The 26,186-nt window shown below is 53.8% G+C and carries 27 protein-coding genes and 3 tRNA genes; 18 read left to right on the top strand and 12 right to left on the bottom strand.

The window, feature by feature from the left end:
• Nucleotides 1-9: 9 nt before the first annotated feature.
• The 4 genes from fliI to fliF are packed head-to-tail and all read right to left on the bottom strand — an operon-like array spanning nt 10 to nt 4,750.
• Nucleotides 10-1,380, bottom strand: coding sequence for a flagellar protein export ATPase FliI (gene fliI, locus SPH27_RS04900; RefSeq protein WP_023336182.1), 1,371 nt, complete (start codon nt 1,378-1,380; stop codon nt 10-12).
• Nucleotides 1,380-2,087, bottom strand: a complete 708-nt coding sequence (gene fliH / locus SPH27_RS04895) for a flagellar assembly protein FliH (protein ID WP_182072148.1) — start codon at nt 2,085-2,087, stop codon at nt 1,380-1,382. The genes fliI and fliH overlap by 1 nt, the downstream gene beginning before the upstream one ends.
• Nucleotides 2,080-3,078 (bottom strand): flagellar motor switch protein FliG, encoded by a 999-nt coding sequence (gene fliG, locus SPH27_RS04890; protein ID WP_023312301.1) that lies wholly within the window; start codon nt 3,076-3,078, stop codon nt 2,080-2,082. The genes fliH and fliG overlap by 8 nt, the downstream gene beginning before the upstream one ends.
• Nucleotides 3,071-4,750: a flagellar basal-body MS-ring/collar protein FliF gene (fliF, locus tag SPH27_RS04885; RefSeq protein WP_047061123.1), complete on the bottom strand. Its 1,680-nt coding sequence runs from the start codon at nt 4,748-4,750 to the stop codon at nt 3,071-3,073. The genes fliG and fliF overlap by 8 nt, the downstream gene beginning before the upstream one ends.
• A 228-nt stretch (nt 4,751-4,978) precedes the next feature.
• Here fliF and fliE point away from each other — a divergent pair, with 228 nt between their 5' ends.
• Together fliE and yedD are read left to right on the top strand one after the other, a co-directional pair.
• Nucleotides 4,979-5,293, top strand: a complete 315-nt coding sequence (gene fliE / locus SPH27_RS04880) for a flagellar hook-basal body complex protein FliE (protein WP_008500329.1) — start codon at nt 4,979-4,981, stop codon at nt 5,291-5,293.
• 74 nt (nt 5,294-5,367) lie between these two features.
• Nucleotides 5,368-5,781, top strand: a complete 414-nt coding sequence (yedD, locus tag SPH27_RS04875; protein WP_023312299.1) for a lipoprotein YedD — start codon at nt 5,368-5,370, stop codon at nt 5,779-5,781.
• A gap of 102 nt (nt 5,782-5,883) precedes the next feature.
• Here the strand turns inward: yedD and amyA are convergent, their stop codons facing one another.
• Genes amyA through fliD form a run of 4 tightly spaced genes read right to left on the bottom strand, consistent with a single transcriptional unit; the run spans nt 5,884 to nt 9,653 of the window.
• Nucleotides 5,884-7,371: an alpha-amylase gene (gene amyA / locus SPH27_RS04870; protein WP_039263834.1), complete on the bottom strand. Its 1,488-nt coding sequence runs from the start codon at nt 7,369-7,371 to the stop codon at nt 5,884-5,886.
• 51 nt (nt 7,372-7,422) lie between these two features.
• Nucleotides 7,423-7,797 carry a flagella biosynthesis regulatory protein FliT gene (fliT, locus tag SPH27_RS04865; protein WP_023312297.1) on the bottom strand — a complete coding sequence of 125 codons (375 nt, stop codon included), beginning with the start codon at nt 7,795-7,797 and terminating at the stop codon, nt 7,423-7,425.
• A 5-nt stretch (nt 7,798-7,802) separates the two neighbouring features.
• The gene (gene fliS / locus SPH27_RS04860) at nt 7,803-8,207 is read right to left on the bottom strand and encodes a flagellar export chaperone FliS (RefSeq protein ID WP_023312296.1); all 405 of its coding nucleotides are present in this window, start codon (nt 8,205-8,207) and stop codon (nt 7,803-7,805) included.
• Between the two features lie 21 nt (nt 8,208-8,228).
• Entirely contained in the window at nt 8,229-9,653 is a 1,425-nt protein-coding gene (gene fliD / locus SPH27_RS04855; protein WP_233476951.1) for a flagellar filament capping protein FliD, read from the bottom strand.
• 400 nt (nt 9,654-10,053) lie between these two features.
• On the opposite strand from fliD, the gene SPH27_RS04850 reads away from it, so the two are divergent.
• The 9 genes from SPH27_RS04850 to sdiA all read left to right on the top strand — a co-directional run bounded on the left by SPH27_RS04850 (nt 10,054) and on the right by sdiA (nt 17,964).
• Complete coding sequence (locus tag SPH27_RS04850; protein WP_047061121.1) at nt 10,054-10,878, top strand: flagellin; 825 nt, start codon at nt 10,054-10,056, stop codon at nt 10,876-10,878.
• 62 nt (nt 10,879-10,940) lie between these two features.
• Complete coding sequence (fliB, locus tag SPH27_RS04845) at nt 10,941-12,146, top strand: flagellin lysine-N-methylase (protein WP_182072150.1); 1,206 nt, start codon at nt 10,941-10,943, stop codon at nt 12,144-12,146.
• A gap of 129 nt (nt 12,147-12,275) precedes the next feature.
• Complete coding sequence (locus SPH27_RS04840) at nt 12,276-12,995, top strand: RNA polymerase sigma factor FliA (protein ID WP_039263779.1); 720 nt, start codon at nt 12,276-12,278, stop codon at nt 12,993-12,995.
• Between the two features lie 54 nt (nt 12,996-13,049).
• Nucleotides 13,050-13,601: a flagella biosynthesis regulatory protein FliZ gene (fliZ, locus tag SPH27_RS04835; RefSeq protein WP_008500339.1), complete on the top strand. Its 552-nt coding sequence runs from the start codon at nt 13,050-13,052 to the stop codon at nt 13,599-13,601.
• An 86-nt stretch (nt 13,602-13,687) separates the two neighbouring features.
• Nucleotides 13,688-14,488 (top strand): cystine ABC transporter substrate-binding protein, encoded by an 801-nt coding sequence (tcyJ, locus tag SPH27_RS04830; RefSeq protein ID WP_023336163.1) that lies wholly within the window; start codon nt 13,688-13,690, stop codon nt 14,486-14,488.
• A gap of 106 nt (nt 14,489-14,594) precedes the next feature.
• Entirely contained in the window at nt 14,595-15,581 is a 987-nt protein-coding gene (gene dcyD / locus SPH27_RS04825; RefSeq protein WP_033145893.1) for a D-cysteine desulfhydrase, read from the top strand.
• A 21-nt stretch (nt 15,582-15,602) separates the two neighbouring features.
• On the top strand, nt 15,603-16,271 hold the full coding sequence (gene tcyL / locus SPH27_RS04820; RefSeq protein WP_014884380.1) for a cystine ABC transporter permease: 669 nt from the start codon (nt 15,603-15,605) through the stop codon (nt 16,269-16,271).
• Nucleotides 16,268-17,020: an L-cystine ABC transporter ATP-binding protein TcyN gene (gene tcyN, locus SPH27_RS04815; RefSeq protein WP_047061118.1), complete on the top strand. Its 753-nt coding sequence runs from the start codon at nt 16,268-16,270 to the stop codon at nt 17,018-17,020. The genes tcyL and tcyN overlap by 4 nt, the downstream gene beginning before the upstream one ends.
• 221 nt (nt 17,021-17,241) lie before the next feature.
• A complete protein-coding gene (sdiA, locus tag SPH27_RS04810; protein ID WP_033145891.1) occupies nt 17,242-17,964 on the top strand; it encodes a transcriptional regulator SdiA in 723 nt (240 codons plus the stop codon).
• A 66-nt stretch (nt 17,965-18,030) separates the two neighbouring features.
• Here the strand turns inward: sdiA and SPH27_RS04805 are convergent, their stop codons facing one another.
• Nucleotides 18,031-18,255: a DUF2594 family protein gene (locus tag SPH27_RS04805; protein ID WP_182072152.1), complete on the bottom strand. Its 225-nt coding sequence runs from the start codon at nt 18,253-18,255 to the stop codon at nt 18,031-18,033.
• A 466-nt stretch (nt 18,256-18,721) separates the two neighbouring features.
• Here SPH27_RS04805 and uvrY point away from each other — a divergent pair, with 466 nt between their 5' ends.
• The 7 genes from uvrY to SPH27_RS04770 all read left to right on the top strand — a co-directional run bounded on the left by uvrY (nt 18,722) and on the right by SPH27_RS04770 (nt 23,154).
• Nucleotides 18,722-19,378 (top strand): UvrY/SirA/GacA family response regulator transcription factor, encoded by a 657-nt coding sequence (gene uvrY, locus SPH27_RS04800; protein ID WP_013096026.1) that lies wholly within the window; start codon nt 18,722-18,724, stop codon nt 19,376-19,378.
• Nucleotides 19,375-21,207: an excinuclease ABC subunit UvrC gene (gene uvrC, locus SPH27_RS04795; RefSeq protein WP_032658637.1), complete on the top strand. Its 1,833-nt coding sequence runs from the start codon at nt 19,375-19,377 to the stop codon at nt 21,205-21,207. Before uvrY ends, uvrC begins: the two co-directional genes overlap by 4 nt.
• A gap of 56 nt (nt 21,208-21,263) precedes the next feature.
• A complete protein-coding gene (pgsA, locus tag SPH27_RS04790; RefSeq protein WP_028019572.1) occupies nt 21,264-21,812 on the top strand; it encodes a CDP-diacylglycerol--glycerol-3-phosphate 3-phosphatidyltransferase in 549 nt (182 codons plus the stop codon).
• A gap of 152 nt (nt 21,813-21,964) precedes the next feature.
• Nucleotides 21,965-22,040: transfer RNA gene (locus SPH27_RS04785), tRNA-Gly, on the top strand.
• 46 nt (nt 22,041-22,086) lie between these two features.
• Nucleotides 22,087-22,160, top strand: a tRNA-Cys gene (locus SPH27_RS04780).
• An 11-nt stretch (nt 22,161-22,171) separates the two neighbouring features.
• Nucleotides 22,172-22,258, top strand: a tRNA-Leu gene (locus SPH27_RS04775).
• A 548-nt stretch (nt 22,259-22,806) separates the two neighbouring features.
• On the top strand, nt 22,807-23,154 hold the full coding sequence (locus SPH27_RS04770; RefSeq protein ID WP_139153138.1) for a hypothetical protein: 348 nt from the start codon (nt 22,807-22,809) through the stop codon (nt 23,152-23,154).
• A 168-nt stretch (nt 23,155-23,322) separates the two neighbouring features.
• On the opposite strand, the gene SPH27_RS04765 is transcribed toward SPH27_RS04770, so the two are convergent.
• From SPH27_RS04765 to livM, 3 genes are read right to left on the bottom strand one after another with little or no spacing between them, the layout of a single operon-like run.
• Entirely contained in the window at nt 23,323-24,039 is a 717-nt protein-coding gene (locus tag SPH27_RS04765; protein WP_033145889.1) for an ABC transporter ATP-binding protein, read from the bottom strand.
• The gene (locus tag SPH27_RS04760; RefSeq protein ID WP_182072154.1) at nt 24,036-24,911 is read right to left on the bottom strand and encodes an ATP-binding cassette domain-containing protein; all 876 of its coding nucleotides are present in this window, start codon (nt 24,909-24,911) and stop codon (nt 24,036-24,038) included. The genes SPH27_RS04765 and SPH27_RS04760 overlap by 4 nt, the downstream gene beginning before the upstream one ends.
• Nucleotides 24,908-26,182, bottom strand: coding sequence for a high-affinity branched-chain amino acid ABC transporter permease LivM (gene livM, locus SPH27_RS04755; RefSeq protein ID WP_322435614.1), 1,275 nt, complete (start codon nt 26,180-26,182; stop codon nt 24,908-24,910). The genes SPH27_RS04760 and livM overlap by 4 nt, the downstream gene beginning before the upstream one ends.
• Between the last annotated feature and the right edge of the window lie 4 nt (nt 26,183-26,186).

The following is a 26,186-nucleotide window of genomic DNA, read 5'->3' as shown; positions in this document are numbered from 1 at the left end:
CCACCTGTGTTACACCTGCGGGAAAATCAGCTCCAGTGCCTGAATTGAATCTTCCCAGTCGGCGCGTTCAAAAATGCCTTGTTGCAAAAATGCCTCCAGCTGCGGCCACAGGCTAATCGCCTTGTCGAGCATCGGGTCGCTGCCTTTGGCATACGCCCCAACGCTGACCAGATCGCGGTTGCGCTGGAAGCTGGAAAGCAGTTGTTTGAAGTTACGCACGCGGGCGTAGTGCTTCTCGGTTATCAGCGCCGTCATTGCGCGGCTGATAGAGGCTTCAATATCGATGGCCGGGTAGTGCCCGGCTTCGGCCAGACGGCGCGACAGCACAATATGACCGTCAAGGATCGCGCGCGCGGAGTCGGCAATCGGGTCCTGTTGGTCATCGCCTTCCGTCAGTACCGTATAGAACGCGGTAATGGAACCGCCGCCGCTGATGCCGTTCCCCGCGCGTTCCACCAGCGCAGGGAGTTTGGCGAATACCGAAGGCGGGTAGCCTTTGGTCGCCGGTGGCTCACCGATGGCCAACGCGATTTCACGCTGCGCCATCGCGTAACGGGTCAGGGAATCCATGATCAGCAGCACATGCTTGCCGCGGTCACGAAAATCTTCGGCGATACGGGTGGCATATGCGGCACCCTGCATGCGCAGCAGCGGCGACACGTCTGCCGGTGCGGCGATCACCACCGAGCGGGCGCGGCCTTCCGCACCCAGAATGTTTTCAATAAAGTCTTTTACTTCACGACCACGTTCGCCGATCAGCCCCACGACGATCACGTCGGCCTGGGTATAGCGCGCCATCATGCCGAGCAGGACGGATTTGCCTACGCCTGAGCCGGCGAACAGGCCCATACGCTGTCCACGTCCCACGGTCAGCAGGGCGTTAATCGGGCGCACGCCGGTGTCCAGCACATGCTCAATAGGGGTACGCTGCAGGGGGTTAAACGGTTGGGTGATCAGCGCGCCGGTTTCGGTGGTGTCCGGGGAGGGCAGTCCGTCGAGCGGTTTCCCGCTGCCGTCCAGCACGCGGCCCAGCAGGGCAGGGCCAAGCGGCAGCTGTTTCCCGCTTTGCAGCCCGTCGCCAGAAATGTTTTTGGCATACACGCGCGCGCCGGGCAGAATGCCTTCCACCTCTTCAAGCGGCATCAGGAACAGGCGCTGGCCGTTAAATCCGACCACTTCGCTTTCAACTTCACGCGTTTCCAGACCATCCTGACGCTCAATGACGCAGGTCGCGCCCAGCGGAAGCTGCAGGCCGGTGGCTTCGAGAACCAGGCCGGTGGCGCGCGTCAGTCGCCCATAACGACGAACGGATGGCAGTTGCGCCATCTTCGTCTCAAAGTTGTCGAGCGTGGTGAGCCAGCGGGTGAGGCGCGCGGTCATCAGACGACTCCCGGTGCCGCCAGGCGGCACAGTTCCTGCCAGCGGGTGGCGACGCTGGCATCCAGATCGCCTTCATCAGCAGAGACTTTGCAGCCGCCGTGATGTAGCGACGGGTCGCCGCGCAGGCGCCAGCCGTGCAGGTTAAGCGTCGCGCCCAGGCTCTCTTCAACGCGCTGCAGGTCGTCCGGATGGACGCGCAGCTGAGGTTTCCCGCTGAACAGCGGCTCCTGCTGAAGCAGACCCTGAATTTGTTTGATAAGCGCGGTGTTATCCACCACGGGCGTTTGGCCGATGACCTGACGCGCGGCTTCCAGCGCCATCTGCATCAGTCGCGAGGCAATCACGCTGTCCAGCGCGTCCAGGGTGTGTTGGAACTCGCTGACCAGCTGCTGCATGCGGGCATGGATCGGCGCCTGCTGCTGGCGCGCCTGATCGATACCGTGCTCTAACCCTTTCGCCAGACCTTCCTGATACCCATGCTCGTGGCCTTTCTGTCGGCCTTCGTTCAGACCGGCGTTATAGCCCTGCTCGTGCGCCTGCATTTGCAGCTGCGCCAGCATCTGGGCCTGCTGCTCCTCTTCGGTCAGCTCGGGCTGCTCGACGTCAGGGTCAAGCTCTTCGGTTGCGATGACGGCCGGCGTGAACTCGGAGAGGGGAGGCGCCAGATCGTCCGGCGTCCAGCGCTTCCAGGGCAGCTCATTAGACATAGGTGTCGTCTCCGCTGCCAATCACCATCTCGCCGGTTTCCGCCAGACGACGAACAATAAGCAGAATGGCTTTCTGTTCGTTTTCCACCTGAGACAGACGAACCGGGCCGCGGTTGGCAAGGTCGTCGCGCAGGATATCGGCCGCACGCTGAGACATGTTGCGCAGGAACTTCTCGCGCAGCGGCTGCTCGGCACCTTTGAGGGCGATAAGCAGCGACTCGGAATCCACTTCCTGAAGCAGGCGCTGGATGCTGCGGTCGTCCACTTCGACGAGGTTTTCGAACAGGAACATCTCGTCGATGATTTTCTGTGCCAGCTCGCCGTCGAATTCGCGAACCGCCGTAATGACGGCCTCTTCCTGCTGCGTTTTCATCAGGTTGATGATTTCCGCCGCCGTTCTCACGCCGCCCATTTTGCTGCGCTTGAGGTTCTGACCGTCGAGCAGGTTGTTCAGCACTTCGGTCAGCTCCGCCAGCGCGGCCGGCTGGACGCCGCCGAAGGTCGCGATACGCAGCATCACATCGTGACGCAGACGCTCTTCGAACAGGGCCAGAATATCGGCCGCCTGACCACGTTTGAGGTGGACAAGGATGGTGGCGATAATCTGCGGGTGCTCGTCGCGGATAAGGTCGGCGGCGCTCTGCGGCTCCATAAAGTTGAGCGTTTCGATACCGCTGGCGGTATCGCGCGTTTCCAGAATGTCTTCCAGCAGGCTGGAGGCACGCTCTTCGCCCAGCGCCTTGACCAGCACGGAGCGCAGGTAATCGTTGGCGTTGATGTTGAGCGCGGCAAACTGTTCGGCTTCCTGTTCAAACTCTGCCAGCACTTCGGTCAGCTGCTTGTTGGAGATCTGACGCACGTTGGCCATGGCCGCACTGAGAATTTGCACTTCTCGCTGGGAGAGGTGTTTAAACACCTCTGCCGCACGATCTTCGCCAATGGTCATCAGCAGGATGACGCTTTTATCGGTGCCCGTAAGCGTATTACTCATGTTCGTTACCCATCCACTGGCGGATGACCAGCGCCACGACGCGCGGATCGTTATCTGACATTTCGCGAATGCGCTGGCTCATGACCTCAGCGCCCATGCGCTGGTTAGCACGACGCTGCTGTATCTGTTCATCTTTGCTGAGGCGCACTTCAACCGCTTCTTCCGTTTCCTGACGCGTGTTCATCTGTTCGCGAGCCGCTTTCTCGGCTTCAGCACGGCGCTGGAGCTGCGGACGAACGCCCTTACGCCACAGCAGCCACGCGACAATCAGCACCAGCAGCCAGCGTCCTGCGGACATCAGCTGGTCGATAAACGCCTGCTGTTGCCAGAACGGCAGTTCACCGCCGGTCTCATCAACCGAGTTGAACGGTGAGTTCACCACGTTGAGGGTATCGCCGCGCTTCTCGGAGTAACCCATCGCTTCACGGGTCAGGTTTTCAATCTGCTTCATCTGCTCGGCAGTCAACGGCAGCGGTTTGCCGTCCGCCAGCGTTTTGTAGTTCACCACTACCGCAACGGAAAGACGCTGAATATCGCCCACGTTCAGTTTAGTGTGGCGAATCGTCCGATCCACTTCGTAGTTCGTGGTTTCGTTACGGCTGCTGGTGCGCGGACCGGTGTTACTGGTCGTTGAGGTGGTCTGCTGATTATTTTGCTGACCGTTCTGCTGATTGGCCGGCGGCGTAGAAATCGGTGCCGCGTTAGCCGGGGCAGGCTGGTTAGACAGCGCGCCCGGCACGCCGCCCGGGTAGGCACCGCCGACCTGCTCGTTCGAATTGATCTGGCGTGAACGCATCACCGCCTGAGCCGCATCGCCGTTCGGGCTGTACTGCTCTTCAGTTTGTTCTTTGTTCGCGAAGTCGATCTGTGCGGTTACCTGCGCGTGCACGTTGCTGTTACCCACCACCGGGCCGAGGATCGCTTCAATACGGCGCTGGAGACGGTTTTCGACATCGGCGGCATACTTCAGCTGCGCATCATTCAGATCGCGACCGGCGGTATTGGACTGCGTCAGCAGGTGACCGCTTTGGTCAACCAGCGTCACGTTACCCGGCGGCAGACCGGCGACGGCGCTGGAAACGAGGTGCGTCACCGCGCTGATTTGCCCTTCGTCCAGCGCGCGGCCGGGTTCAAGGTTCACGGTAACGGAAGCTGAAGGTGATTTCTGTTCGCGGACAAATAAAGAAGGTTTAGGCATCGCCAGGTGCACGCGGGCACTCTTCACCGGGCCTAATGTTTCAATGGTGCGGGCCAGTTCACCTTCCAGCGCACGCTGGTAGTTCACCTGCTCGCTGAACTGGCTGATACCGAATTTTTCCTGATCCAGCAGCTCAAAGCCAACCGCACCGCCCTTCGGCAGCCCCTGCTGAGCCAGACGCAGACGCAGTTCGTGCACCTTATCAGCCGGGACCTCAAGCGCACCGCCATTATCGGCAAAGCGATAAGGGATGTTCATCTGGGTCAGCTGGGTGACGATGGCACCGCCATCCTGATCGGAAAGATTGCTGTAGAGCGTCCGGTAATCAGGGCTTTTCGCCCACAGGACCATCGCTACAAGGATCGCAATTGCGGCAGCGCCTGCCACGATCAACGGGATTTTAGGATTCGCGCGAAGGCGGTTCATCCACTCGAGTGATTTATTCTGCGGCGCTGTCGATGCTGTTGCACTCATTGCGCACCTCTTAAATCCTGGTGGTTTACGTTATTCGTGTAGAGAAACAAAACTGACTCCCGGGTCGGCAAACACGACAAAAGTTCCATATTGATGGCCCTGCCATTATTTGATGATTCGTGATTTTCTATGCGTCAAATAACCTGGTTTTTTCATGCTATTTACCGCCATTATCTTATTGACAAGCTGTTAGTCTTGACCGCGTAAAAAACCATCCAGGGGAGAGTCATGGCTATACAGGGCATTGAAGGGGTAATCAGTCAGTTGCAGGCAACGGCGATGACGGCCCGTAATCAGAATGTGGCAGATCAGCAGCCGAGCATCAGCTTCGCGGGGCAACTGCATGCCGCTCTTGACCGTATCAGTGATACCCAGACCGCAGCACGCACTCAGGCAGAAAAGTTCACCCTCGGTGAGCCGGGCGTGGCGCTGAATGATGTGATGACCGATTTGCAAAAAGCCTCGGTTTCCCTGCAGATGGGGATCCAGGTGCGTAACAAGCTGGTGTCTGCGTATCAGGAAGTCATGGGGATGCAGGTTTAAGACCTCTCGATCTTCGCTGGCAGCCGCAGCGCTTTAATGCCACAATATTTTTTTCTTCGAATGCAGGAAAGATGATGAAAAAAATAGCAATTGCTGGCGCGCTGCTGGCACTGACCGGGTGCGTTCAGGTCGATAACTATAACGACGTGATCAAGCATCCTGTCCCGGCGCATCTGGCGGGATACTGGCAGTCGAAAGGGCCGCAAAGCAACATGGTCAGCCCGAAGGCGATTGCCACGCTGGTGGTGACGGAAGAGGGCGATACGCTGGACTGCCGTCAGTGGCAGCGCGTGATTGCCGTGCCGGGTAAAATCATGCTGCGTTCAGACAGTTATTACAACGTGACGCGTAAGCTGGATATCTATCCGCTGGAGCGCGATGGCTCTACGCTGGAGTATGACGGGCTGGAGCTGCAGAAGGTCGACCGTCCAACGGTTGAGTGTGCCGATTACCTGAGTAAAAATCCGCTAGAGAGTAAACTACCCTAAGGGTAAACGCAAAACGGCAACCTCGTTGCCGTTTTTGGTGTTTGCGCCCTCTCCCTGTGGGAGAGGGACGGGGTGAGGGCATCAGGCCGCACGTTTCCCGTTCTACAGCGCATCCTCTATCACCCAAACGCTGACGCTTCCCCCATTACAGGTAAACGTCCCTTCGCCATCCGCCGCCGTGGTGATGGTTTCTTCGCGATTGCCGAGAAAATCCCGCCACGTTTTGTTGCCGTAGTTTTCCCCAAGACAAATCACCTTCTCGCCGTCGTCCCCGTTCGACATCACCACCACGCAGCCGGGATCGTCTTCCGTACCGCTGCGGCTGAAGGCGATGCAGTTTGGATGGTCGAAAAACAGCGTTTGCACGCCGTGGGCAAAACGCTGGCGCGCGAGGATCAGCTCGTGAAGCTGCTCAATGACCGGCATATCAATATGGTACGTTTCACCGTCGCCTCCCGCGTCGTCATAGCTGGCGCCGAAGAGATCCGGATAAAAGACGCTCGGCACGCCATTTTCCCGCAGCAGGATCAGCGCGTAGGCTAGCGGTTTAAACCAGGCTTCGACCGGTGCTTCAAGCGCCTGCAAAGGCTGGGTGTCGTGGTTCGCGACGAGGGTGACCGCATGAAACGGATCGGCTTCTACCAGGGTGCCGGTGAAGATTTGGCTCATGTCGTAATCCCGGCCCTGACGTGACGCCTCGTGGAATTTCATCTGCAGAGGGGCATCAAACAGCATGGTTTTGCCTTCGACCTGGTCAATATAGGCCTGAAGTTTATCCACCTCATGGGACCAGTATTCCGCCACGATAAACAGCGGCTGGTCGGCGACTTCCTGGACGTGCTCAATCCACTCCTTGTAAAACCAGGCGGGAATATGCTTGACGGCGTCCAGACGAAAACCGTCGCAGCGCGTCTGTTCCATGACCCAGCGGGCCCAGTATTTGATCTCCTCGGTCACGGCGTGATTGCGAAAGTCGATATTTTCGCCCATCAGGTAGTCGAAGTTGCCCATCTCATCATCAACCTGATCGTTCCAGCCTTCGCCGGTGTAGTCGTTGACGATTTTAAAGATGCCATCTTCATCGGGGTTTTCAATATGGTCGACGCCGCTGAAGCATTTGTAGTCCCAGATAAACTGTGAGTACTGCCCGGCCCGGGCTGGGAAGGTGTAGCGAGTCCAGGCTTCGCATTCAATGACCTCGTCATCGATTTGCGTGCGGTCCTGTTCGTTCACGCGCTGAACGCGCACGGGCTCTTTTTCATCGGCGCCCATTTTGTGGTTGACCACCACGTCCAGCAGCACGGCAATGTCGTTGCTTTTAAGGGCATCAATAGCCTCCAGCAGCTGCGCCTTGTCGCCGTATTTCGTGGCGATACTGCCTTTCTGGTCAAACTCGCCAAGATCGAACAGGTCATAGGTGTCATAGCCGACAGAATACCCGCCGGATGCCCCTTTACAGGCGGGCGGCAGCCAGATCATGTTGATGCCGATTTCGTTAAGATTGGGAGCTAACGCCGTGACCTCTCGCCACAATTCACCGCCAGCAGGGTAGTACCAGTGAAAACATTGTAACAGGGTGGGGTTTTTCATCATCCTTGCTCCAGAAGCCATTGGCAGACTTCTGGAGTATGGATGAAGAAATCATAGTTGTGTGTCGCGGGTAAAACTTTCTGGATAAAGAATATTCCCTGACAGCTTTCCATAGGTAGACGTGATGGATTGCTGTTTACCGGTTTGATCAATCAGATTGCGCAGTTCGTCCATGCGGACCTTCAGCAGTGCCTTTAGCGCATTCTCATTTTCAAGGATCATTTCCAGCAGCGCACGCGCTTGCTCAACCTGAGCCGGAGGGCATGACATGATGGGCGTTTGAGATATCTTTTCCACCAGTTGAACGTAATGCATTTCCTGCTCGATAAGCGCATCCCATTGACCAGAATGTGCGAGATTTAGCATAGCAATGCTCTGAGCATGTAACGCCTGCCAGTGGCTAAGCGCTGCGCTGGGATTATTCATCAAAATTATCCTGAAATAGAGGACGCATTGGGGCCGATTTGCTTCCACGCATCCGCAATGTTGTTTAATAAACCCTCGACTTCAACAATTGCGTCTACGTCGTTACTGACATTCGCCAGCAACAAACGTCGAACCATATATTCGTACAAGGAGGCAAGATTACCGGACAATTCGCTCTCAACCTCCATGTTCAGTCCTGCTTTCAAACCGTTGTCGATGATGTTGATGGCCTTGGATAAGGCTTCGCCTTTCTCACGAATTTGTCCGGCTTCCATGAACAAACGCGCGCGAACAAGGGCGCTATGCGCCCCGTCGAACAACATGACAATCAGCTGGTGTGGACTGGCATTCATGACTGCGCTTTCGACTCCTATCTGCTGATAGGATTGAACACCAGAGGTCTTATACATATCCACTCCTGAAGGCTACGACTACTTTTGTGAGAACTGTTGGGTCAGGTAGTTGGCTGTACTGGTCATTTTGGTGACTAATACGTCCAGACTGGTGAACTGGGTTTTGTAACGCGCCATGGTGGCTTCAATTTGAGCATCCATGGCATCGTAACGTTCGCCCAGCGTTTTCAGCGTTTTGTTGATCCCGTCTTTCGCGTTCTGGATCACCCCGGCGCTGCCGGTACTGGTGCTGAGCATGGTGGTCAGCGTGTTGTTCATCTGGGTCGCCATACCGGTTTTCTTGCCGTCACCGACAAAATACTGCTGTACGGCGTTCGGGTTGTCGGTCAGCGCTTTTTTCAGCTTATCGGTGTCGACTTTCAGGTTACCGACGGTACCGTCCGAGCCTTTCACCGGATCCTGGGTGATCCCCAGCTGGGCCATGATCTGAATGGAGCCGGCCTGCACTTCGGTCAGCAGGCCGCGCAGCTGGGACTGAACCCCGCGCACGTTCGCATCACCGACCAGCGCACCGTTGCTGGTAGACTGGCTGCCGGCGCCTGCATCAACCGGAACATACTTCGTCAGGCTGTTAATGGTGGACTGCAGCGAGTTGTACGCCGTGACCCAGTCGGTGATCGCCTTCTGGTTAGCATCCGTTGCGCGTGAAACCTCAAGGGTTTCATCGGCTTTGCTTTCGGCTTTCACCGAGAATGTCACCCCAGGCAGCGCATCGGTAATGGTATTCGACTGGCGCTCGATGGAGATGTTGTTCACCACCACAATCGCGTTCTGCGCGTCGGTGTTGACCGACAGCGCGCCCGTTTTGGTGGTTGAATCATAACCAATGGCGCTTTGCAGCTTGGCGTCGCCGGTAACGTTGATGGTCATCGCACCATCCGTACCGGTGGTTTTAGATGACAGCATCAGGCGGTAATCACCGTCTTTCGCTTTAATGACGCTGGCGGTGACGTTGCCGTTCGCTTTATTAATGGCGCTCGCAATCCCGGCCAGCGACGTATCGCCATCCGCCAGGGTGACCTCTAAAGGCGTTTTCGTGCCCGGCTGGGTGATGGTGATTTTACGCGTTGTACCTGTCGTATCGCCCAGCAGATCCGTGTTGTTTGCATAAGAGCCGGTAGTGAGTGCCTGTGCCTTTGCAACCTGGTTAACGTTGACAACGAAGGAACCCACGGACGCGTCAGCCGTTGTCGTGGCGGTAAAGGCCGTGTTGGTGCTGCTAACGGACGTTGAGTTCCAGGTGGTTGCTTTACCCAGTGCAGCGGTGGCAGTCTGCAGCGATGTCATGGCGCTCTGCAGTTTGCCGTAAGCGCTTAACTGTGCGTTATACGTTGATTGCTGGGAAGTAATCGTCGTCAGCTTGGTTTTCTCTGCCGCTTCCAACTGATTATATAAATCCCCGAGTCCTGCAGAACCTATCCCGAGGTTACTGATAGTAGCCATGCATATTTTCCTTAAATACGAAAGTAGTTCAGGACTCTTATCGGCCTCTTAAAGTAAAAGTTTACGATCGTGAGAAAAAAATAATCCAAAGAATAGACGCGTCCTGGCGGGGTAAATGAAAGGATTGCACTTTAGTGTCATTATCAGCGCATTGAAAACATGAAAAAGTGTGTGCCTTTTTTGCCATCTCTTTGCGCGTTAAAAAAGCGCAAATAATAAACCTTTGACGGACCGCAATTGATTTTTTAAAAATAAAATCATTAATAATCAGTAATTTGTATTTTTTTAAAAATTGATTCTAAAGTCTTTTGGGGACCCGTCGATAACCTTGTTGACGGTGAGAGACGCTGTGAGTGTTAGGCACCGGACCTAAAACCCAATTTTTGAAGGAAACAAAATTATGGCAGTTATCAATACTAACCTGATGTCCCTGACCACTCAGAACAACCTGAACAAATCTCAGTCTTCTCTGGGTACTGCTATCGAGCGTCTGTCTTCAGGTCTGCGTATTAACAGCGCGAAAGACGATGCTGCTGGCCAGGCGATTGCAAACCGCATGACCTCCCAGATCAAAGGCATGACTCAGGCAGCACGTAACGCCAACGACGGTATCTCCATGGCGCAGACTGCTGAAGGTTCTCTGAACGAAATCAACAACAACCTGCAGCGCGTTCGTGAACTTGCTGTTCAGGCAAGCAACGGCACCAACAGCACCTCTGACCTGGCCTCTCTGCAGGATGAAGTTACCGCTCGTCTGGCTGAAATCAACCGTGTTGCGGGCAAAACTGACTTCAACGGCATCAAACTGCTGGACGGCACTGCTGGTACTGCTGGTAAAGTTAAAATTCAGGTTGGCGTAAACGACGGCGACACTATCGATCTGGACCTGAGCGGTGCTAAAGCAGACACCACCACTCTGGGCGTGAACGCAATCGATCTGAAAGCAATGACCGCTACCGACCTAGACACCATCGACAAAGCTATCGCTAAAGTTGATACCGCTCGTTCCGGTCTGGGTGCTGTGCAGAACCGTTTCACTTCTGCAATCAACAACCTGAACAACACCTCTAACAACCTGTCTGCTGCTCAGTCCCGTATCCAGGACGCTGACTACGCAACTGAAGTTTCCAACATGTCCCGCGCGCAGATCCTGCAGCAGGCTGGTACTTCTGTTCTGTCTCAGGCAAACCAGGTTCCACAGACCGTTCTGTCTCTGCTGCGTTAATTTTACGCGTGAAACCCCGCTTCGGCGGGGTTTTTTTATCTCTGCTATTTGAGAATCCGCCTGTGAAACAAATCAGTGTCACTCAACCAAAGCTGGTCGCAGATTTTTCATGTGTCGGTGGGGAATGCCGTGAACATTGTTGTCAGGGCTGGACCATCGCGTTTGATAAATCTTCCGTTAATCGCTATCTGAACAGTAAAAATGCCGCCATTCGTCATACGGCGAAAACGGCAATAAAAGTCACCAAAAAACAGTATGGCCACTGGGGCGAAGTGATTTTCCATACGGAAAGTAAAAACTGCCCGTTTATGGATACGGAAAAACTCTGTTCTATTCATAGCGCCATGGGTGCCCAGGCCTTAAGCCCAACCTGTTCGTCGTTCCCGCGGACAAACCGGGTCTATAAAAATGAAATCGAAAAATCGCTGAACCTCTCGTGTCCGGAAGTGACCCGACTTCTGTTGAACGATCGGGAGTCTATGTCGATAATGGAATCCATCAGCGTCCAGCAGGACGTCAATAATGCGCCGATGATTGATTTGAAGGTAAAGGTCATCAATCTCTTCTGCCAGAATATTTTCAGCGTTGAGGCGGTCAGCGTTGAAGAACAGGTTTACGCCGTGGTGAAATTCCTCATGGTGGCTGAAAAGCTCGATAATCTCGAAGAGAATATCAGCACGCTCGAAACGGTCTATTTCTCGCTGGTTAACGAACTGGTGAGTGGTAAAATCAAAACGGAATTAGGCGGATTTAATCAGAACTACAGACTGAAATTCGCATTAATTTCGCTCATCCAGAGTTTCTTTACGAAGAAAACAGCCAGCCGCGGCGGCGCCGTGTTGAACCGTTATTTTTCTCAGCTTTATCAACAGTTTGAGTCTGCGGGTGACACCGTGCCGGCAGAGAAGGTCATGGAGAACATCGAGTCCGTCTGGCGCGATGTGGCGGGCAGTTACCTGGCGACCCATGACCATTTATTCAAGAACTTTTTTAAATACAAACTCTGGGAGCAGGGCTTCCCGCAGAACAATGGCCGCAGCATGTTGAATAACCTTTATTTAATCGTCGCGGAGTTCTATTTCCTTAAAACGTTACTTGCCGGTCAGGCGATCGTGGCGGGGAAAATTGAACAAGATAATATTATTGATGTTATTTACAGCTTCCACTCCCTTAGCCAGCATAATCAGGAAGCGGGAAAGCTCTTTCATCAACATATAGATAGCGTCAAACTGGGCGACGATCTTTCATTGTTACAACTGTTAATTTAGGCAGAAAAGTTGCCCCTGTTGTGGGCAACCTCAGAATAACCTCACTTTATCCCCCTTTTTCATCCAATTGAACGCCCTGCAGAATCGGATAATCATGCCGATAACTCAACTAACGCAGGGCTGTTTATCGTGAATTCACTCTATACCGCTGAAGGTGTAATGGATAAACACTCGCTGTGGCAGCGTTATGTCCCGCTGGTGCGTCACGAAGCATTGCGCCTCCAGGTGCGCTTGCCGGCGAGCGTGGAACTCGACGATCTGCTACAGGCGGGCGGTATCGGGTTATTGAATGCAGTTGACCGATACGACGCTCTGCAAGGAACGGCATTTACGACTTACGCAGTTCAGCGTATTCGTGGTGCGATGCTGGACGAGCTGCGCAGCCGCGACTGGGTGCCGCGCAGTGTTCGCCGCAACGCGCGCGAAGTGGCGCATGCGATGGGGCAGCTGGAACAGGAACTGGGACGTAACGCAACGGAAACCGAAGTGGCGGAACGTCTTGGCATTGCTGTTGAAGAGTATCGTCAGATGTTGCTCGATACCAATAATAGCCAACTCTTCTCTTATGACGAGTGGCGCGAAGAGCATGGCGATAGCATCGAGCTGGTGACGGACGAGCACCAGCATGAAAACCCGTTACACCATTTAATGGAAGGGAATTTACGCCAGCGCGTCATGGAGGCTATTGAAGCTCTGCCTGAACGCGAACAGCTGGTATTGACCCTTTATTACCAGGAAGAGCTTAACCTCAAAGAGATTGGCGCTGTTCTGGAGGTGGGAGAGTCGCGGGTGAGCCAGCTGCACAGCCAGGCCATTAAACGCTTACGAACCAAGCTGGGTAAGTTATAGGTGATTGATTCACCTTAAAAATGCCGCACAACGTATTGACAACCAGGAGTTATCATGACGGTGCAGCAATCTAAAAGACGGCCTTTAAGCCGCTACCTGAAAGACTTTAAACACAGCCAGACGCATTGCGCCCACTGTAACAAGTTACTCGATCGTATCACGCTGGTTCGCCGGGGCGAAATCGTCAATAAGATTGCGATTTCGCGTCTCGACACGTTGATGGACGAAGCAGCATGGCTCGAAGAGCAAAAAGAGTGGGTGGCGCTTTGCCGTTTCTGTGGGGATCTCCACTGCAAAGAGCAAAGCGACTTCTTCGATATTATCGGCTTCAAGCAGTTCCTGTTTGAACAAACGGAGATGAGCCACGGTACCGTTCGCGAATATGTCGTTCGCCTGCGCCGCCTTGGGCAACATCTGACCGTAAACAATATTTCTCGCGATCTGCTGAAAACCGGTTATCTGGATGAAAATCTGGAGCCGTGGCTGCCTGCGACCAGCACCAACAACTACCGAATTGCGCTGCGGAAGTATGCTCAATACAAGGTACAAATGCCGGGTGCCATAAAGCAGAAAGCCCACGCCGGAACAACTTCTGATATATATTAAAAAAGAATAAGATGTAGCGCAGTCGCCTTTGACGTTGCAGGCGATTTCTCTACACTACGTAAAAATTCCACTATATCGGGGTATTTATGAAATTTGCACTTCTGGGTCGTCAGGCGCTGATGGGTGTTATGGCCGTTGCGCTGGTTGCGGGCATGAGCGTGAAAACGTTCGCCGCAGAAAACCTGCTGAATAAAGTAAAAGAGCGCGGTACGCTGCTGGTCGGGCTGGAAGGAACCTATCCTCCGTTCAGCTTCCAGGGCGATGACGGTAAGCTGACCGGTTTTGAAGTGGAGTTTGCTGAAGAGCTGGCGAAGCACCTCGGCGTTAAAGCGTCACTGAAACCGACCAAATGGGACGGTATGCTGGCGTCGCTGGATTCCAAACGTATTGATGTGGTGATTAATCAGGTGACCATTTCTGACGAGCGTAAGAAGAAATATGACTTCTCTACGCCGTACACCGTGTCCGGTATTCAGGCGCTGGTGAAAAAAGGCAACGAAGGTGGAATTAAAACTGCCGCGGACCTGAAAGGGAAGAAAGTCGGTGTCGGTCTGGGTACCAACTACGAAGAGTGGCTGCGCCAGAACGTGCAGGGCGTGGATATCCGCACCTATGATGATGACCCGACGAAATACCAGGATCTGCGCGTGGGCCGTATCGACGCCATTCTGGTTGACCGCCTGGCAGCGCTGGATCTGGTGAAGAAAACCAACAATACCTTGGCCGTAGCGGGTGATGCGTTCTCTCGTCAGGAATCAGGCGTGGCCGTTCGTAAAGGTAACGAAGACCTGGTCAAAGCGATTGATTCCGCGATTGCTGACATGCAAAAAGACGGCAGCCTGAAGGCGCTCTCCGAGAAGTGGTTCGGTGCAGACGTTACGAAATAAGCTTCTGCCGTAAAAAAAGGCGCTTTTAAAAGCGCCTTTTTTATTTCTTTCGCGTCTGCGTGCATAATGAAAAATATCACATTTTGTCAGAGTTACCGGAGAACCCATGTCACTACAGAATTTAACGCGCTTTCCCCGCCTGGAGTTCATCGGCGCGCCGACGCCGCTGGAGTACCTGCCGCGATTTTCTGATTATTTAGGGCGCGATATTTTTATTAAGCGTGATGACGTGACGCCGATGGCGATGGGGGGCAATAAGCTGCGCAAGCTGGAGTTTCTGGCGGCTGATGCACTGCGCGAAGGCGCGGATACGCTCATTACCGCCGGGGCTATCCAGTCCAACCACGTCCGTCAGACGGCGGCAGTGGCGGCAAAGCTCGGGCTCCACTGCGTGGCATTGCTGGAAAACCCGATTGGCACGCGGGCAGAAAACTATCTGACCAACGGTAACCGCCTGCTGCTGGATCTGTTTAACGTGCAGGTCGAAATGGTGGATGCGTTGACCGACCCGACCGCCCAGCTCGACGAGCTGGCGACGCGTCTGGAAGCGCAGGGGTTCCGCCCCTACGTTGTCCCCGTCGGCGGTTCGAACGCGCTGGGCGCGCTGGGGTATGTGGAAAGTGCGCTGGAAATCGCGCAGCAGTGCGAGGGCGCGGTAAGCCTTTCCTCCGTGGTTGTCGCGTCCGGCAGCGCGGGCACGCACGCCGGGCTGGCGGTGGGGCTCGAACAACTGCTGCCGGACGTCGAGCTGATTGGCGTGACGGTATCCCGCAGCGTCGCGGAGCAGAAGCCGAAAGTGGTCACTTTACAGCAGGCGGTAGCCGCGCAGCTGGAGCTGAAGGCCAGGGCCGATATTCTGCTCTGGGACGACTATTTTGCGCCAGGTTACGGCACGCCTAACGAAGAGGGCATGGAGGCGGTGAAGCTGCTGGCGCGCCTCGAGGGGATACTGCTCGATCCGGTCTATACCGGCAAAGCGATGGCCGGACTGATTGACGGCATTGCGCAGAAACGCTTTAAGGATGAAGGGCCGATTTTATTTGTCCATACCGGCGGGGCGCCTGCGCTGTTTGCCTATCATCCTCATGTCTAAAAATCAGGTCGAAAAATAATAATGCAAGAAAGTATTCAACTGGTTATTGATTCTCTGCCGTATCTGCTGAAAGGTGCGGTATTTACGTTACAGCTCAGTATCGGCGGGATGTTCTTCGGGCTGGTGCTGGGATTTGTGCTGGCATTAATGCGCATGTCACCCATCCTGCCGGTACGCTGGCTGGCGCGCTTTTATATCTCCGTATTTCGCGGCACGCCGCTTATCGCCCAGCTCTTTATGATCTACTACGGCTTGCCGCAGTTTGGTATCGAGCTGGATCCGATCCCCGCAGCGATGATTGGTCTGTCGCTCAATACCGCGGCGTACACGTCAGAAACCCTGCGAGCGGCGATCTCCTCCATTGACAAAGGGCAGTGGGAGGCGGCGGCCAGTATCGGGATGACGCCATGGCAGACGCTGCGTCGGGCCATTCTGCCGCAGGCTGCGCGCGTGGCGCTTCCACCGCTCAGCAACAGCTTCATTAGCCTGGTGAAAGATACGTCCCTGGCGGCAACGATTCAGGTACCGGAACTGTTCCGTCAGGCGCAGCTCATTACTTCGCGCACGCTTGAAGTCTTTACCATGTATCTGGCCGCCTCGCTGATTTACTGGGTGATGGCGACGGTGCTGTCTGCTCTGCAAAACTACTTCGAAAACCAGCTTAACCGCCAGGAGCGTGATCCAAAATGAGTGCTATCGACGTCAAAAACCTGGTGAAAAAATTCCACGGTCAAACGGTGCTCCACGGAATCGATCTTGAAGTAGAGCAGGGTGAAGTGGTGGCGATTATCGGACCAAGCGGTTCGGGAAAAACGACGCTGCTGCGCAGTATTAACCTGCTTGAACAGCCGGAAGGCGGCACTATTCGGGTAGGGGAGATAACAATTGATACCGGGAAATCCATTAGCCAGCAGAAAGGGTTAATTCGCCGCCTGCGCCAGCATGTCGGCTTCGTTTTCCAGAGCTTTAATCTCTTCCCGCACCGTACGGTGCTGGAGAACATTATTGAAGGACCGGTCATTGTAAAAGGTGAATCGAAAGAGGACGCGACGGCGCGCGCGCGCGAACTGCTCGCTAAAGTCGGGCTGGCGGGGAAAGAGACCAGCTATCCGCGCCGTCTGTCGGGCGGGCAACAGCAGCGCGTGGCGATAGCGCGCGCGCTGGCTATGCGCCCTGACGTGATCCTTTTTGATGAACCGACCTCTGCGCTCGATCCGGAACTGGTGGGTGAGGTGCTGAACACCATTCGCCAGCTGGCGCAGGAAAAACGGACGATGGTGATCGTGACGCATGAAATGAGCTTTGCACGCGATGTGGCTGACAGAGCCATCTTCATGGATCAGGGGCGGATTGTGGAGCAGGGGCCGGCGAAAAGCCTGTTCGCTAATCCTCAGCAGCCGCGAACCCGTCAGTTCCTTGAAAAATTCCTGATGCAGTAGCATTTTTGCACTAATTTGCTCCAGAAATTTAGGCTGGAGCAAATTATTCTCCCTTCGGGGGCAGTCGTTTGTTTTTTTATTCCATCCGGCCCTGATAAACCTTATCAATAGTAAAGTTAATTGTGCTAATGCCGATATTTTGTAGTTAGAAAAAAGTTTTATGTGTTAGGTTATATTCACCATAATAATGATTATCTTTTCAGAGGCTTCATTTAGTAAGTATGAAGGATTCAGACTTTTTCACCTGGCGACGGGATTGCTCCCTCCGGTTTCAGGAATTGACCTGTGTCGACGAGGTATATCAGGAATTACAGCGACAAACTCAGACGCTTGAATTCGATTGTTACTCGCTCTGCGTGCGCCATCCCGTGCCGTTTACCCGGCCTAAGATCTCTGTGCATACCACTTACCCAAAGCAGTGGATGGCGCAATATCAATCCGCGAACTATTTCGCTATTGATCCCGTCTTAAAACCGGAGAATTTCATTCAGGGTCATTTACCCTGGACAGACGCATTATTCGCTGACGCGCAGGAATTATGGCACAGCGCGCAGGACCACGGTTTACGCGAGGGAATAACGCAGTGTCTGATGTTGCCTAATCATGCGCTCGGCTTCCTGTCTGTTTCCCGTACTAGTGTACTGGAAGGGCCGTTTGCCCGTGAGGAAATAGAACTGCGGCTGCAAATGCTGGTGCAAATGGCCTTAACTTCTCTGGTGCGTTTTGAAGATGAGATGGTCATGCCACCTGAAATGAAATTCAGCAAACGCGAGCGCGAAATTCTGAAATGGACTGCGGAAGGGAAGACGTCAGCGGAAATAGCGATCATTCTCTCTATCTCAGAGAATACCGTTAACTTCCATCAGAAAAATATGCAGAAGAAATTCAACGCGCCTAACAAAACCCAGATTGCGTGCTACGCGGCGGCAACGGGACTGATCTGACGGGATAATACGTTCTGCGTGACAGACGAGCAAACGGCTGAATGCACTGCATCCAGCCGTTTTTTGTTACTGGCGGTAGGCTTGTTTGATTTGCTTAACGGTGTTAGCAAATACCGCAGATGCAGCCTGGTCTTCCATCTCCGCGATTTGTTTTTCCATTTTAATGATCACACGACCGGCATCCGCCTGGCCCATCGCCTGCAGCATCAGCGTCAGCAGTGCTTTCAGGCAGTTTACTTCCTGTGCCAGTTCCTGGTTATTCTCCGCAGTGGCAAATTCAGGTGTGCTCATTTATTTTCCTCATTATTTAACGGCGCTAAAGCGCGACGACGAAAGTCAAGGCGGCGGAGTATACCACAAGCTGCAGCAAAAAATGCAGCGGTTGTTTTTCGTACTTTTACGTGGATGTTTAATTGCGTAAACAGAACGCACCGGTAAACTAAACCGCCGTGAAAGGCTATTAATTGTTTATGCCCGGTTCGCTTGCCGTTAATTATTGTTACAAAAATTTGAGATCTGTTTTTTTGCAGGAAAAGCCTGAAAGTTTTTTGTAACTTTTTGAATACAGATGCTTAAAAAAAGCTGCAAAAGCCCTGAATGCATGGTCTCTCTTTCCACGGACTGTACAGCCTAATTTCCAAAAACGAGAGCAAAATCGAATAGCCGGTTTTTTAACGTTTTAATCTTGCGAGGAAAACCGTTAATATAAACCAAATTATCACTCAGTAGCGTTATCCCTATTCTGGAGACATTTCCTTTGATCAACGTCCTTCTTGTTGATGACCACGAACTGGTGCGCGCAGGGATACGACGCATTCTTGAAGATATTAAAGGTATTAAAGTTGCCGGTGAGGCGTGCTGCGGCGAAGATGCGGTAAAATGGTGCCGCACAAACTCGGCCGATGTGGTACTGATGGATATGAACATGCCCGGTATCGGTGGCCTTGAAGCAACACGCAAAATCGCGCGTACCTTTGTTGATACCAAAGTCATCATGCTGACCGTGCATACCGAAAACCCACTGCCCGCGAAAGTGATGCAGGCGGGCGCAGCGGGCTACCTGAGTAAAGGTGCTGCGCCGCAGGAAGTCGTCAATGCAATCCGTTCCGTGTTTGCCGGACAGCGCTACATTGCTTCCGACATTGCTCAGCAGATGGCGCTGAGTCAGATCGAGCCCGAGAAAACCGAATCACCGTTTGCCAGTTTGTCCGAGCGTGAATTGCAGATTATGCTGATGATCACCAAAGGTCAGAAGGTGAATGAGATCTCGGAGCAGCTGAATCTCAGCCCGAAAACGGTGAACAGCTATCGTTACCGGATGTTCAGTAAACTGAACATTCATGGCGACGTTGAACTGACGCACCTGGCCATCCGGCATGGTTTGTGTAATGCGGAGACGTTGTTAAGTCAGTGAGTGATGTGTTCGATTCAAAAGCATTTCTGAAAACCGTAACCAGCCAGCCTGGCGTCTATCGCATGTATGACGCTGGCGGTACGGTTATCTACGTGGGGAAGGCAAAAGATCTTAAAAAACGCCTCTCCAGCTATTTTCGCAGTAACCTGGCCTCCCGTAAGACCGAAGCGCTGGTCTCACTCATTCAGAATATTGATGTCACCGTCACGCACACCGAGACAGAAGCGCTGCTGCTTGAGCACAACTATATAAAGCTCTACCAGCCGCGCTATAACGTTCTGTTGCGTGATGATAAGTCCTACCCGTTTATTTTTCTGAGCGGCGATACCCATCCGCGCCTCGCGATGCACCGCGGTGCAAAACACGCTAAGGGCGAATACTTCGGGCCGTTCCCTAATGGCTATGCCGTGCGAGAAACGCTGGCGCTGCTGCAAAAAATCTTCCCTATCCGCCAGTGTGAAAACAGCGTTTACCGTAACCGCTCGCGCCCGTGCCTGCAGTACCAGATTGGACGCTGCCTGGGGCCCTGCGTGGAAGGGCTGGTAAGTGAAGAAGAGTATGCCCAGCAGGTGGATTACGTGCGCCTGTTCTTAGCCGGAAAAGACGATCAGGTCTTAACGCAGCTGATCGCGCGGATGGAAAAAGCCAGCGCGGCACTCGAGTTTGAAGAGGCCGCGCGTATCCGCGACCAAATCCAGGCGGTGCGCAGAGTCACTGAGAAACAGTTTGTCTCGAATACCGGTGACGATCTCGACGTCATCGGCGTAGCCTTTGACGCCGGGATGGCCTGCGTGCACGTGCTGTTTATTCGCCAGGGCAAAGTGCTCGGCAGCCGCAGCTATTTCCCGAAAGTACCCGGCGGTACTGAACTGGGTGAAGTGGTGGAAACCTTTGTCGGCCAGTTCTATCTGCAGGGAAGCCAGATGCGCACGCTGCCTTCTGAGATCCTGCTCGATTTTAATCTTGACGATAAAACCCTGCTGGCCGATTCGCTCTCTGAACTGGCGGGCCGCCGGGTGAATGTACAAACCAAACCGCGCGGCGATCGCGCGCGTTATCTTAAGCTGGCGCGAACCAATGCGGCGACGGCACTCACCACTAAGCTGTCGCAGCAGTCGACGGTCAACCAGCGTTTAACGGCCCTGGCGACGCTGCTGAAGCTTCCGGAAGTGAAACGGATGGAGTGTTTCGACATCAGTCACACGATGGGAGAACAGACGGTGGCCTCCTGCGTGGTGTTTGATGCGAATGGCCCACTGCGCGCCGAGTATCGCCGCTACAACATCACCGGGATCACGCCGGGCGATGACTATGCGGCCATGAATCAGGTGCTGCGTCGTCGCTATGGTAAAGCCATAGAAGAGAGCAAAATCCCGGATGTGATCCTGATTGACGGCGGGAAAGGGCAGCTCGGCCAGGCGAAAGCGGTATTTGAATCGCTTGATGTCAGCTGGGATAAAAACCATCCGCTGCTGCTGGGGGTCGCAAAAGGGGCCGATCGTAAGGCCGGTCTGGAGACATTGTTCTTCGAGCCGGAAGGCGAGGGCTTCAGCCTGCCGCCGGACTCCCCGGCGCTGCACGTCATCCAGCATATTCGCGATGAATCACACGATCATGCCATCAGCGGTCATCGCAAAAAACGGGCGAAGGTGAAAAATACCAGTAGCCTGGAAACGATCGAAGGCGTGGGGCCAAAACGTCGCCAGATGCTGCTGAAATATATGGGCGGATTGCAAGGATTACTCAACGCCAGCATGGAGGAAATTGCAAAAGTGCCGGGTATTTCGCAAGGGCTGGCAGAAAAGATCTACTACTCGTTGAAACATTGAGGGCTCTGTAGCAACATAGAGCTAAATTTTACTGACAACAAACAGTTACCGTCATTATGCAATTTAATATCCCTACGTTGCTCACTCTCTTCCGTGTCGTACTCATCCCGTTCTTTGTACTGGCGTTTTACCTGCCGGTCGTCTGGGCACCTTTCGCCTGCGCATTGATCTTCCTGATCGCAGCGGTCACCGACTGGTTTGATGGCTATCTGGCCCGTCGCTGGAATCAAAGCACCCGCTTCGGTGCCTTCCTCGATCCGGTGGCAGACAAAGTGATGGTCGCTATCGCCATGGTGCTGGTAGCCGAGCACTATCATACCTGGTGGGTAACGCTGCCTGCGGCCACTATGATCGGTCGCGAAATCATTATCTCTGCACTGCGCGAATGGATGGCGGAACTGGGCAAACGCAGCAGCGTGGCGGTCTCGTGGATTGGTAAAGTCAAAACGACGGCGCAGATGGCGGCGCTGGTCTGGATGCTCTGGCGTCCGAACGCCTGGGTTGAATGGGCGGGAATTGGTCTGCTGTGGGTGGCGGCAGTGCTGACGCTGTGGTCCATGCTGCAATATTTGAACGCTGCGCGCGGGGATTTGCTTGATCAGTGATCGTTTCGCCGTAATTTTCAGCAAACGATCCAGGGATGCAAAAAATAACGTTGACTCATAACGTCATATCAGTAGAATGCAACGCATCGAACGGCGGCACAGCAAGCCGGACGATAATGAAATCAAGTGGTTAGATGTTTACTTGATGACATGCGGGAATAGCTCAGTTGGTAGAGCACGACCTTGCCAAGGTCGGGGTCGCGAGTTCGAGTCTCGTTTCCCGCTCCAGATTAAAGACATGCGCAGTAGCGGGTGTCAGTTTGAAAAGTTTTACGGCGCGTTAGCAAAGCGGTTATGTAGCGGATTGCAAATCCGTCTAGTCCGGTTCGACTCCGGAACGCGCCTCCACTTTCTTCCCTGGCCGGATGGTGGAATCGGTAGACACAAGGGATTTAAAATCCCTCGGCGTTCGCGCTGTGTGGGTTCAAGTCCCACTCCGGCTACCATGGGAAACAAAGAATAATCAAAGCAATAAGCAGTGTCGTGAAACCACCGAAAGGTGGTTTTTTTGTGTCTGTAATTCTTGTTCACTTTTTTCGTCAGCTTGACTCGCCACAGGAAAAGGACAATATCGTCCCGTACACCCTACATCAACCATATTTCCTTTTTTATTATATAGATAGTCATGTTTAAAGACGGTTGTGTTTTAGTCAAGCACCTTCCAGTTTCGAATGAAATACGGTTCGCATAAATTGACGCAAATCAAACTGATTTAAGTTAATGCATTTTTAATATTAATTAATTCGCGCTAAAAAATAATAGTGATGTATCTTAGCCATATCGAGAAGACGTTTAATTTGATAATTGCTGGTGGTCATTCGCTATATTGTCGGACAAAACCGTCAGTCTTATGTTCACGGGGTTAAGTCCTGCAAGGAATGTCTTTACCAGAAACACACCTATCTCAGTTAACAAAATGTATATTTTACAATAACAAGAAGCCGTATCCCTGTCGGGAGAGACACTAGATTTTATAAGAATTGGATAATTAAAAATGAAAAAAATAATGATAGCTGCTTTTTTATCAGTAGTGATGACGGGATGTGCTAATAATCCTAACGCCTCTGACTATGAATTATGTCAGGCTATGAGCGGTGACACGTTCACCAGTGGGTCGGAAGCGGCTCAAATGATGCAAGCCAGAATACAGGCGGGCACTTCTACGGTCAGTGCGGCAGATTGTGCGGCTATTGCACAAAATACGGCAGCAGGATGGCAACAAAAGGCGGCTAACCTGAATGCAGCTAGCGCTGCATATAATCAAAGTATTCAACCTAAACCTACCCTGGAAACTAATTGTAATCCGACTATAAACGGCGGTTTTACCTGTACGCAGCAATAATGAGTCCTTATAGCTTAACTTTGTGATAAAACGCATTATTCACTATCCCCATCGTTCGCGCTGTGTTGGGCCAACTCCGACTACCATGGGAAACAAAGAATAATCAAAGCAATAAGCAGTGTCGTGAAACCACCGAAAGGTGGTTTTTTTGTGCCTGAAATCCGCCAGTCACACCCCACCCAAATACGCCTTCCTCACCTCCTGATTCCCCAGCAGCTCTTCGCCGCTGCCGCTCAACCGGATCTGTCCGTTAACCATCACATACCCGCGGTCAGAAAGCTTCAACGCGTGATGCGCATTCTGCTCTACCAGAAAAATGGTCATGCCGTTACGGGCCAGCTCGCGCAGCGTCTGGAAGATCTGTTTCACCACAATCGGCGCCAGCCCGAGGCTCGGTTCATCCAGCAGAAGCAGCTTCGGACGGCTCATCAGCGCCCGGGCGATCGCCAGCATCTGCTGCTCCCCGCCGGACATGGTCATCGCGCGCTGCTTGCGTCGTTCCTTGAGGCGAGGGAAGAGGTCGAACATGGTTTGCATATCCTCAGCGGCAAACTGGCTGCCGATGGGGATGGTCCCCATCAGCAGGTTCTCTTCAACGGTCATATCCGGGAAGATTCGTCTGCCTTCCGGCGCCTGCGCAATGCCGCCGGACGCGACGTAGTGGGTGGATTTATGGCTGATATCCTCGCCGCCGAAAAGTATCTGTCCGCTGCGAATACGGGGCTGGCCAAAGATGGACATCAGCAATGTCGATTTACCCGCGCCGTTTGCGCCAATCAGCGCCACGGTTTCACCTTTATTGACTTCGAGGGAAACCTGTTTAAGCGCCTGAATGACGCCGTAAAACACATCCACCTCGCGAAATGCCAGCAGCGGTTCGCTCATAGGTTGACCTCGCTTTCATCCGTACCCAGGTAGGCGGCAATGACCTTTTCATCATGCTGGATCTGCGCGGGTTTTCCCCTGGCAATAACATCCCCGTGGTCGAGTACGATAATGTCGTCCGAAATCTCCATCACCATCCCCATATCATGCTCAATCAGTAATACCGTGATGTCATGATGATCCCGCAGAAAACGAATAATGCTGCTGAGCTTATGTGTTTCAACCGGGTTAAGCCCGGCGGCGGGTTCATCCAGACAGATCATTTCCGGGCCGGTGCACATTGCTCGCGCAATTTCCAGACGCCGCTGCTGGCCGTACGACATCTCTCCCGCCAGGCGATTGGCGCACTCCACCAGATCCACCACTTCCAGCCAGTAGAAGGCCCTGTCCAGGGCGTCGCTTTCCGCCCGCCGGTATGCCGGCGTATTTAAGATCCCGGCGAGCAGATTGCGGTTAACGCGCATATGCTGCGCAACCAGCAGGTTTTCCACGACAGACATCTCGCGAAAAAGACGGATATTTTGAAACGTGCGCGCCAGCCCTGCGCGGTTGACCAGATGCGTTCCGCCGAACATTTTGTAGAAAAGACGCTGCCCGAACTGCGCGGGGTTAATCCAGTCTCCCGGCTGGAATTTTTGTCCGAGCACCTGAATAACGTTGGTCGTTTTATGGCGGGTATTAAATAAAATGTTTCCGCCGGAGGCCCTGTAGAAGCCCGTCAGGCAGTTAAACACGGTTGTTTTTCCCGCCCCGTTTGGCCCAATAAGGGCGGTAATTGAGCCACGCTGTACGTCCAGGTTGACGTCGTTTAGCGCCTTAATCCCGCCGAAGTGCATCATCAGATGTTCAACGCGTAATATCGTTCCGTTCATGGCGCGACGCCCTTACGCACGGCAAACCCGCTGCGGTTAATGCGGATCAAACCGCGCGGACGCCAGATCATCATCACCACCATGAGCATGCCAAACAGCAGGACGCGGTACTCGGCAAAACTGCGCAGCAGTTCCGGCGTTACCGTGAGCACAAAGGCGGCCAGCACCACGCCAAGCGTTGAGCCCATCCCGCCCAGCACCACGATGGCGAGGATCAGTGCAGATTCAAAGAAGGTAAAGGAGGTCGGGTTCACGAACCCCTGATAGGTGGCGAAGAACACCCCGGCAATCCCTGCGGTCGATGCGCCCAGCGTAAAGGCCGACAGCTTAACCAGAACATGATTTAACCCCATCGAGCGGCAGGCAATTTCGTCTTCACGCAGGGCTTCCCACGCCCGACCAATCGGCATCTGCGTCAGGCGGTGCTTGATGTAGAGCACCAGCATCACCACCAGGAACAGAACCGCGTAGATAAAAATAAACTTCATGTTCGGGTTGTAGGTCAGGTGGAAAAACTCGTGGAAGGGCACGCCGCCTTCTTTCGCGCGTCGCCCAAATTCCAGACCGAAAAAGGTGGGGGGAGGGGCCGAGACGCCGTTTGGTCCGCCGGTGAAGGTCAGCCAGTTGTTCAGTATCAGGCGAATGATCTCCCCGAACCCGAGGGTGACGATGGCCAGATAGTCACCGTGCATGCGCAGCACCGGGAAACCGAGCAGGGCGCCTGCGGCGGCGGCCATGATTGCCGCCAGCGGCAGCATGCTCCAGAAGCCTAAACCGAGATACTGGTATCCCAGCGCCAGACCGTACGCGCCAATTGCGTAGAACGCGACATATCCCAGATCCAGCAGGCCGGCCAGACCCACGACGATGTTCAGCCCCAGACCGAGAAGCACGTAGATCAGTCCGAGAATGGCGACGGTCAGCACATATTTCGTGGCGACAAACGGAAAGCAAATCGCAAGAGCAATTACCAGAGGAATAATCCAGCGCATGCGGCTTTTATATTCCGGTGGCCGGACATATACGCCCGCGCTATCGGCTTCGAAGCGCGCCTGGAAACGGGCGCCCGCGGCGGTACCTAAAAAGGCGCTCAGCAGAAAACGCCCGAGCATGACGATACCGACCATCCAGGCCAGCCGCTGCCCGGCGAAGTTAAAGCTGTAACCGTCCAGCACCACGCCCGCGATGGGGCCGAAAATAATCAGCGCAATCAGTCCGGAAAAAATCGCGTCCAGAATGCAGCGTTTAAGTGAAAAACCGTGTGATGTCATCATT

The organism is Enterobacter sp. A103, assembly GCF_034427535.1.
Classification (GTDB): domain Bacteria; phylum Pseudomonadota; class Gammaproteobacteria; order Enterobacterales; family Enterobacteriaceae; genus Enterobacter; species Enterobacter asburiae_B.
Note: the sequence above shows the minus strand (reverse complement) of the source record. Positions and strands in the feature narration are given on the sequence as shown.

Bases quoted from the DNA above. Each gene is read 5' to 3' on its own strand.
- fliH (WP_182072148.1), bottom strand. From the start codon at position 2,087: ATGTCTAATGAGCTGCCCTGGAAGCGCTGGACGCCGGACGATCTGGCG.
- fliE (WP_008500329.1), top strand. From the start codon at position 4,979: ATGGCTATACAGGGCATTGAAGGGGTAATCAGTCAGTTGCAGGCAACG.
- SPH27_RS04850 (WP_047061121.1), top strand. From the start codon at position 10,054: ATGGCAGTTATCAATACTAACCTGATGTCCCTGACCACTCAGAACAAC.
- sdiA (WP_033145891.1), top strand. From the start codon at position 17,242: ATGAAGGATTCAGACTTTTTCACCTGGCGACGGGATTGCTCCCTCCGG.
- livM (WP_322435614.1), bottom strand. From the start codon at position 26,182: ATGACATCACACGGTTTTTCACTTAAACGCTGCATTCTGGACGCGATT.
- SPH27_RS04765 (WP_033145889.1), bottom strand. From the start codon at position 24,039: ATGAGCGAACCGCTGCTGGCATTTCGCGAGGTGGATGTGTTTTACGGC.
- SPH27_RS04760 (WP_182072154.1), bottom strand. From the start codon at position 24,911: ATGAACGGAACGATATTACGCGTTGAACATCTGATGATGCACTTCGGC.
- yedD (WP_023312299.1), top strand. From the start codon at position 5,368: ATGAAAAAAATAGCAATTGCTGGCGCGCTGCTGGCACTGACCGGGTGC.
- SPH27_RS04770 (WP_139153138.1), top strand. From the start codon at position 22,807: ATGAAAAAAATAATGATAGCTGCTTTTTTATCAGTAGTGATGACGGGA.
- dcyD (WP_033145893.1), top strand. From the start codon at position 14,595: ATGTCACTACAGAATTTAACGCGCTTTCCCCGCCTGGAGTTCATCGGC.
- tcyJ (WP_023336163.1), top strand. From the start codon at position 13,688: ATGAAATTTGCACTTCTGGGTCGTCAGGCGCTGATGGGTGTTATGGCC.
- amyA (WP_039263834.1), bottom strand. From the start codon at position 7,371: ATGAAAAACCCCACCCTGTTACAATGTTTTCACTGGTACTACCCTGCT.
- SPH27_RS04805 (WP_182072152.1), bottom strand. From the start codon at position 18,255: ATGAGCACACCTGAATTTGCCACTGCGGAGAATAACCAGGAACTGGCA.
- fliI (WP_023336182.1), bottom strand. From the start codon at position 1,380: ATGACCGCGCGCCTCACCCGCTGGCTCACCACGCTCGACAACTTTGAG.
- fliD (WP_233476951.1), bottom strand. From the start codon at position 9,653: ATGGCTACTATCAGTAACCTCGGGATAGGTTCTGCAGGACTCGGGGAT.
- fliZ (WP_008500339.1), top strand. From the start codon at position 13,050: ATGACGGTGCAGCAATCTAAAAGACGGCCTTTAAGCCGCTACCTGAAA.
- fliF (WP_047061123.1), bottom strand. From the start codon at position 4,750: ATGAGTGCAACAGCATCGACAGCGCCGCAGAATAAATCACTCGAGTGG.
- fliG (WP_023312301.1), bottom strand. From the start codon at position 3,078: ATGAGTAATACGCTTACGGGCACCGATAAAAGCGTCATCCTGCTGATG.
- tcyL (WP_014884380.1), top strand. From the start codon at position 15,603: ATGCAAGAAAGTATTCAACTGGTTATTGATTCTCTGCCGTATCTGCTG.
- fliT (WP_023312297.1), bottom strand. From the start codon at position 7,797: ATGAATAATCCCAGCGCAGCGCTTAGCCACTGGCAGGCGTTACATGCT.
- pgsA (WP_028019572.1), top strand. From the start codon at position 21,264: ATGCAATTTAATATCCCTACGTTGCTCACTCTCTTCCGTGTCGTACTC.
- tcyN (WP_047061118.1), top strand. From the start codon at position 16,268: ATGAGTGCTATCGACGTCAAAAACCTGGTGAAAAAATTCCACGGTCAA.
- fliS (WP_023312296.1), bottom strand. From the start codon at position 8,207: ATGTATAAGACCTCTGGTGTTCAATCCTATCAGCAGATAGGAGTCGAA.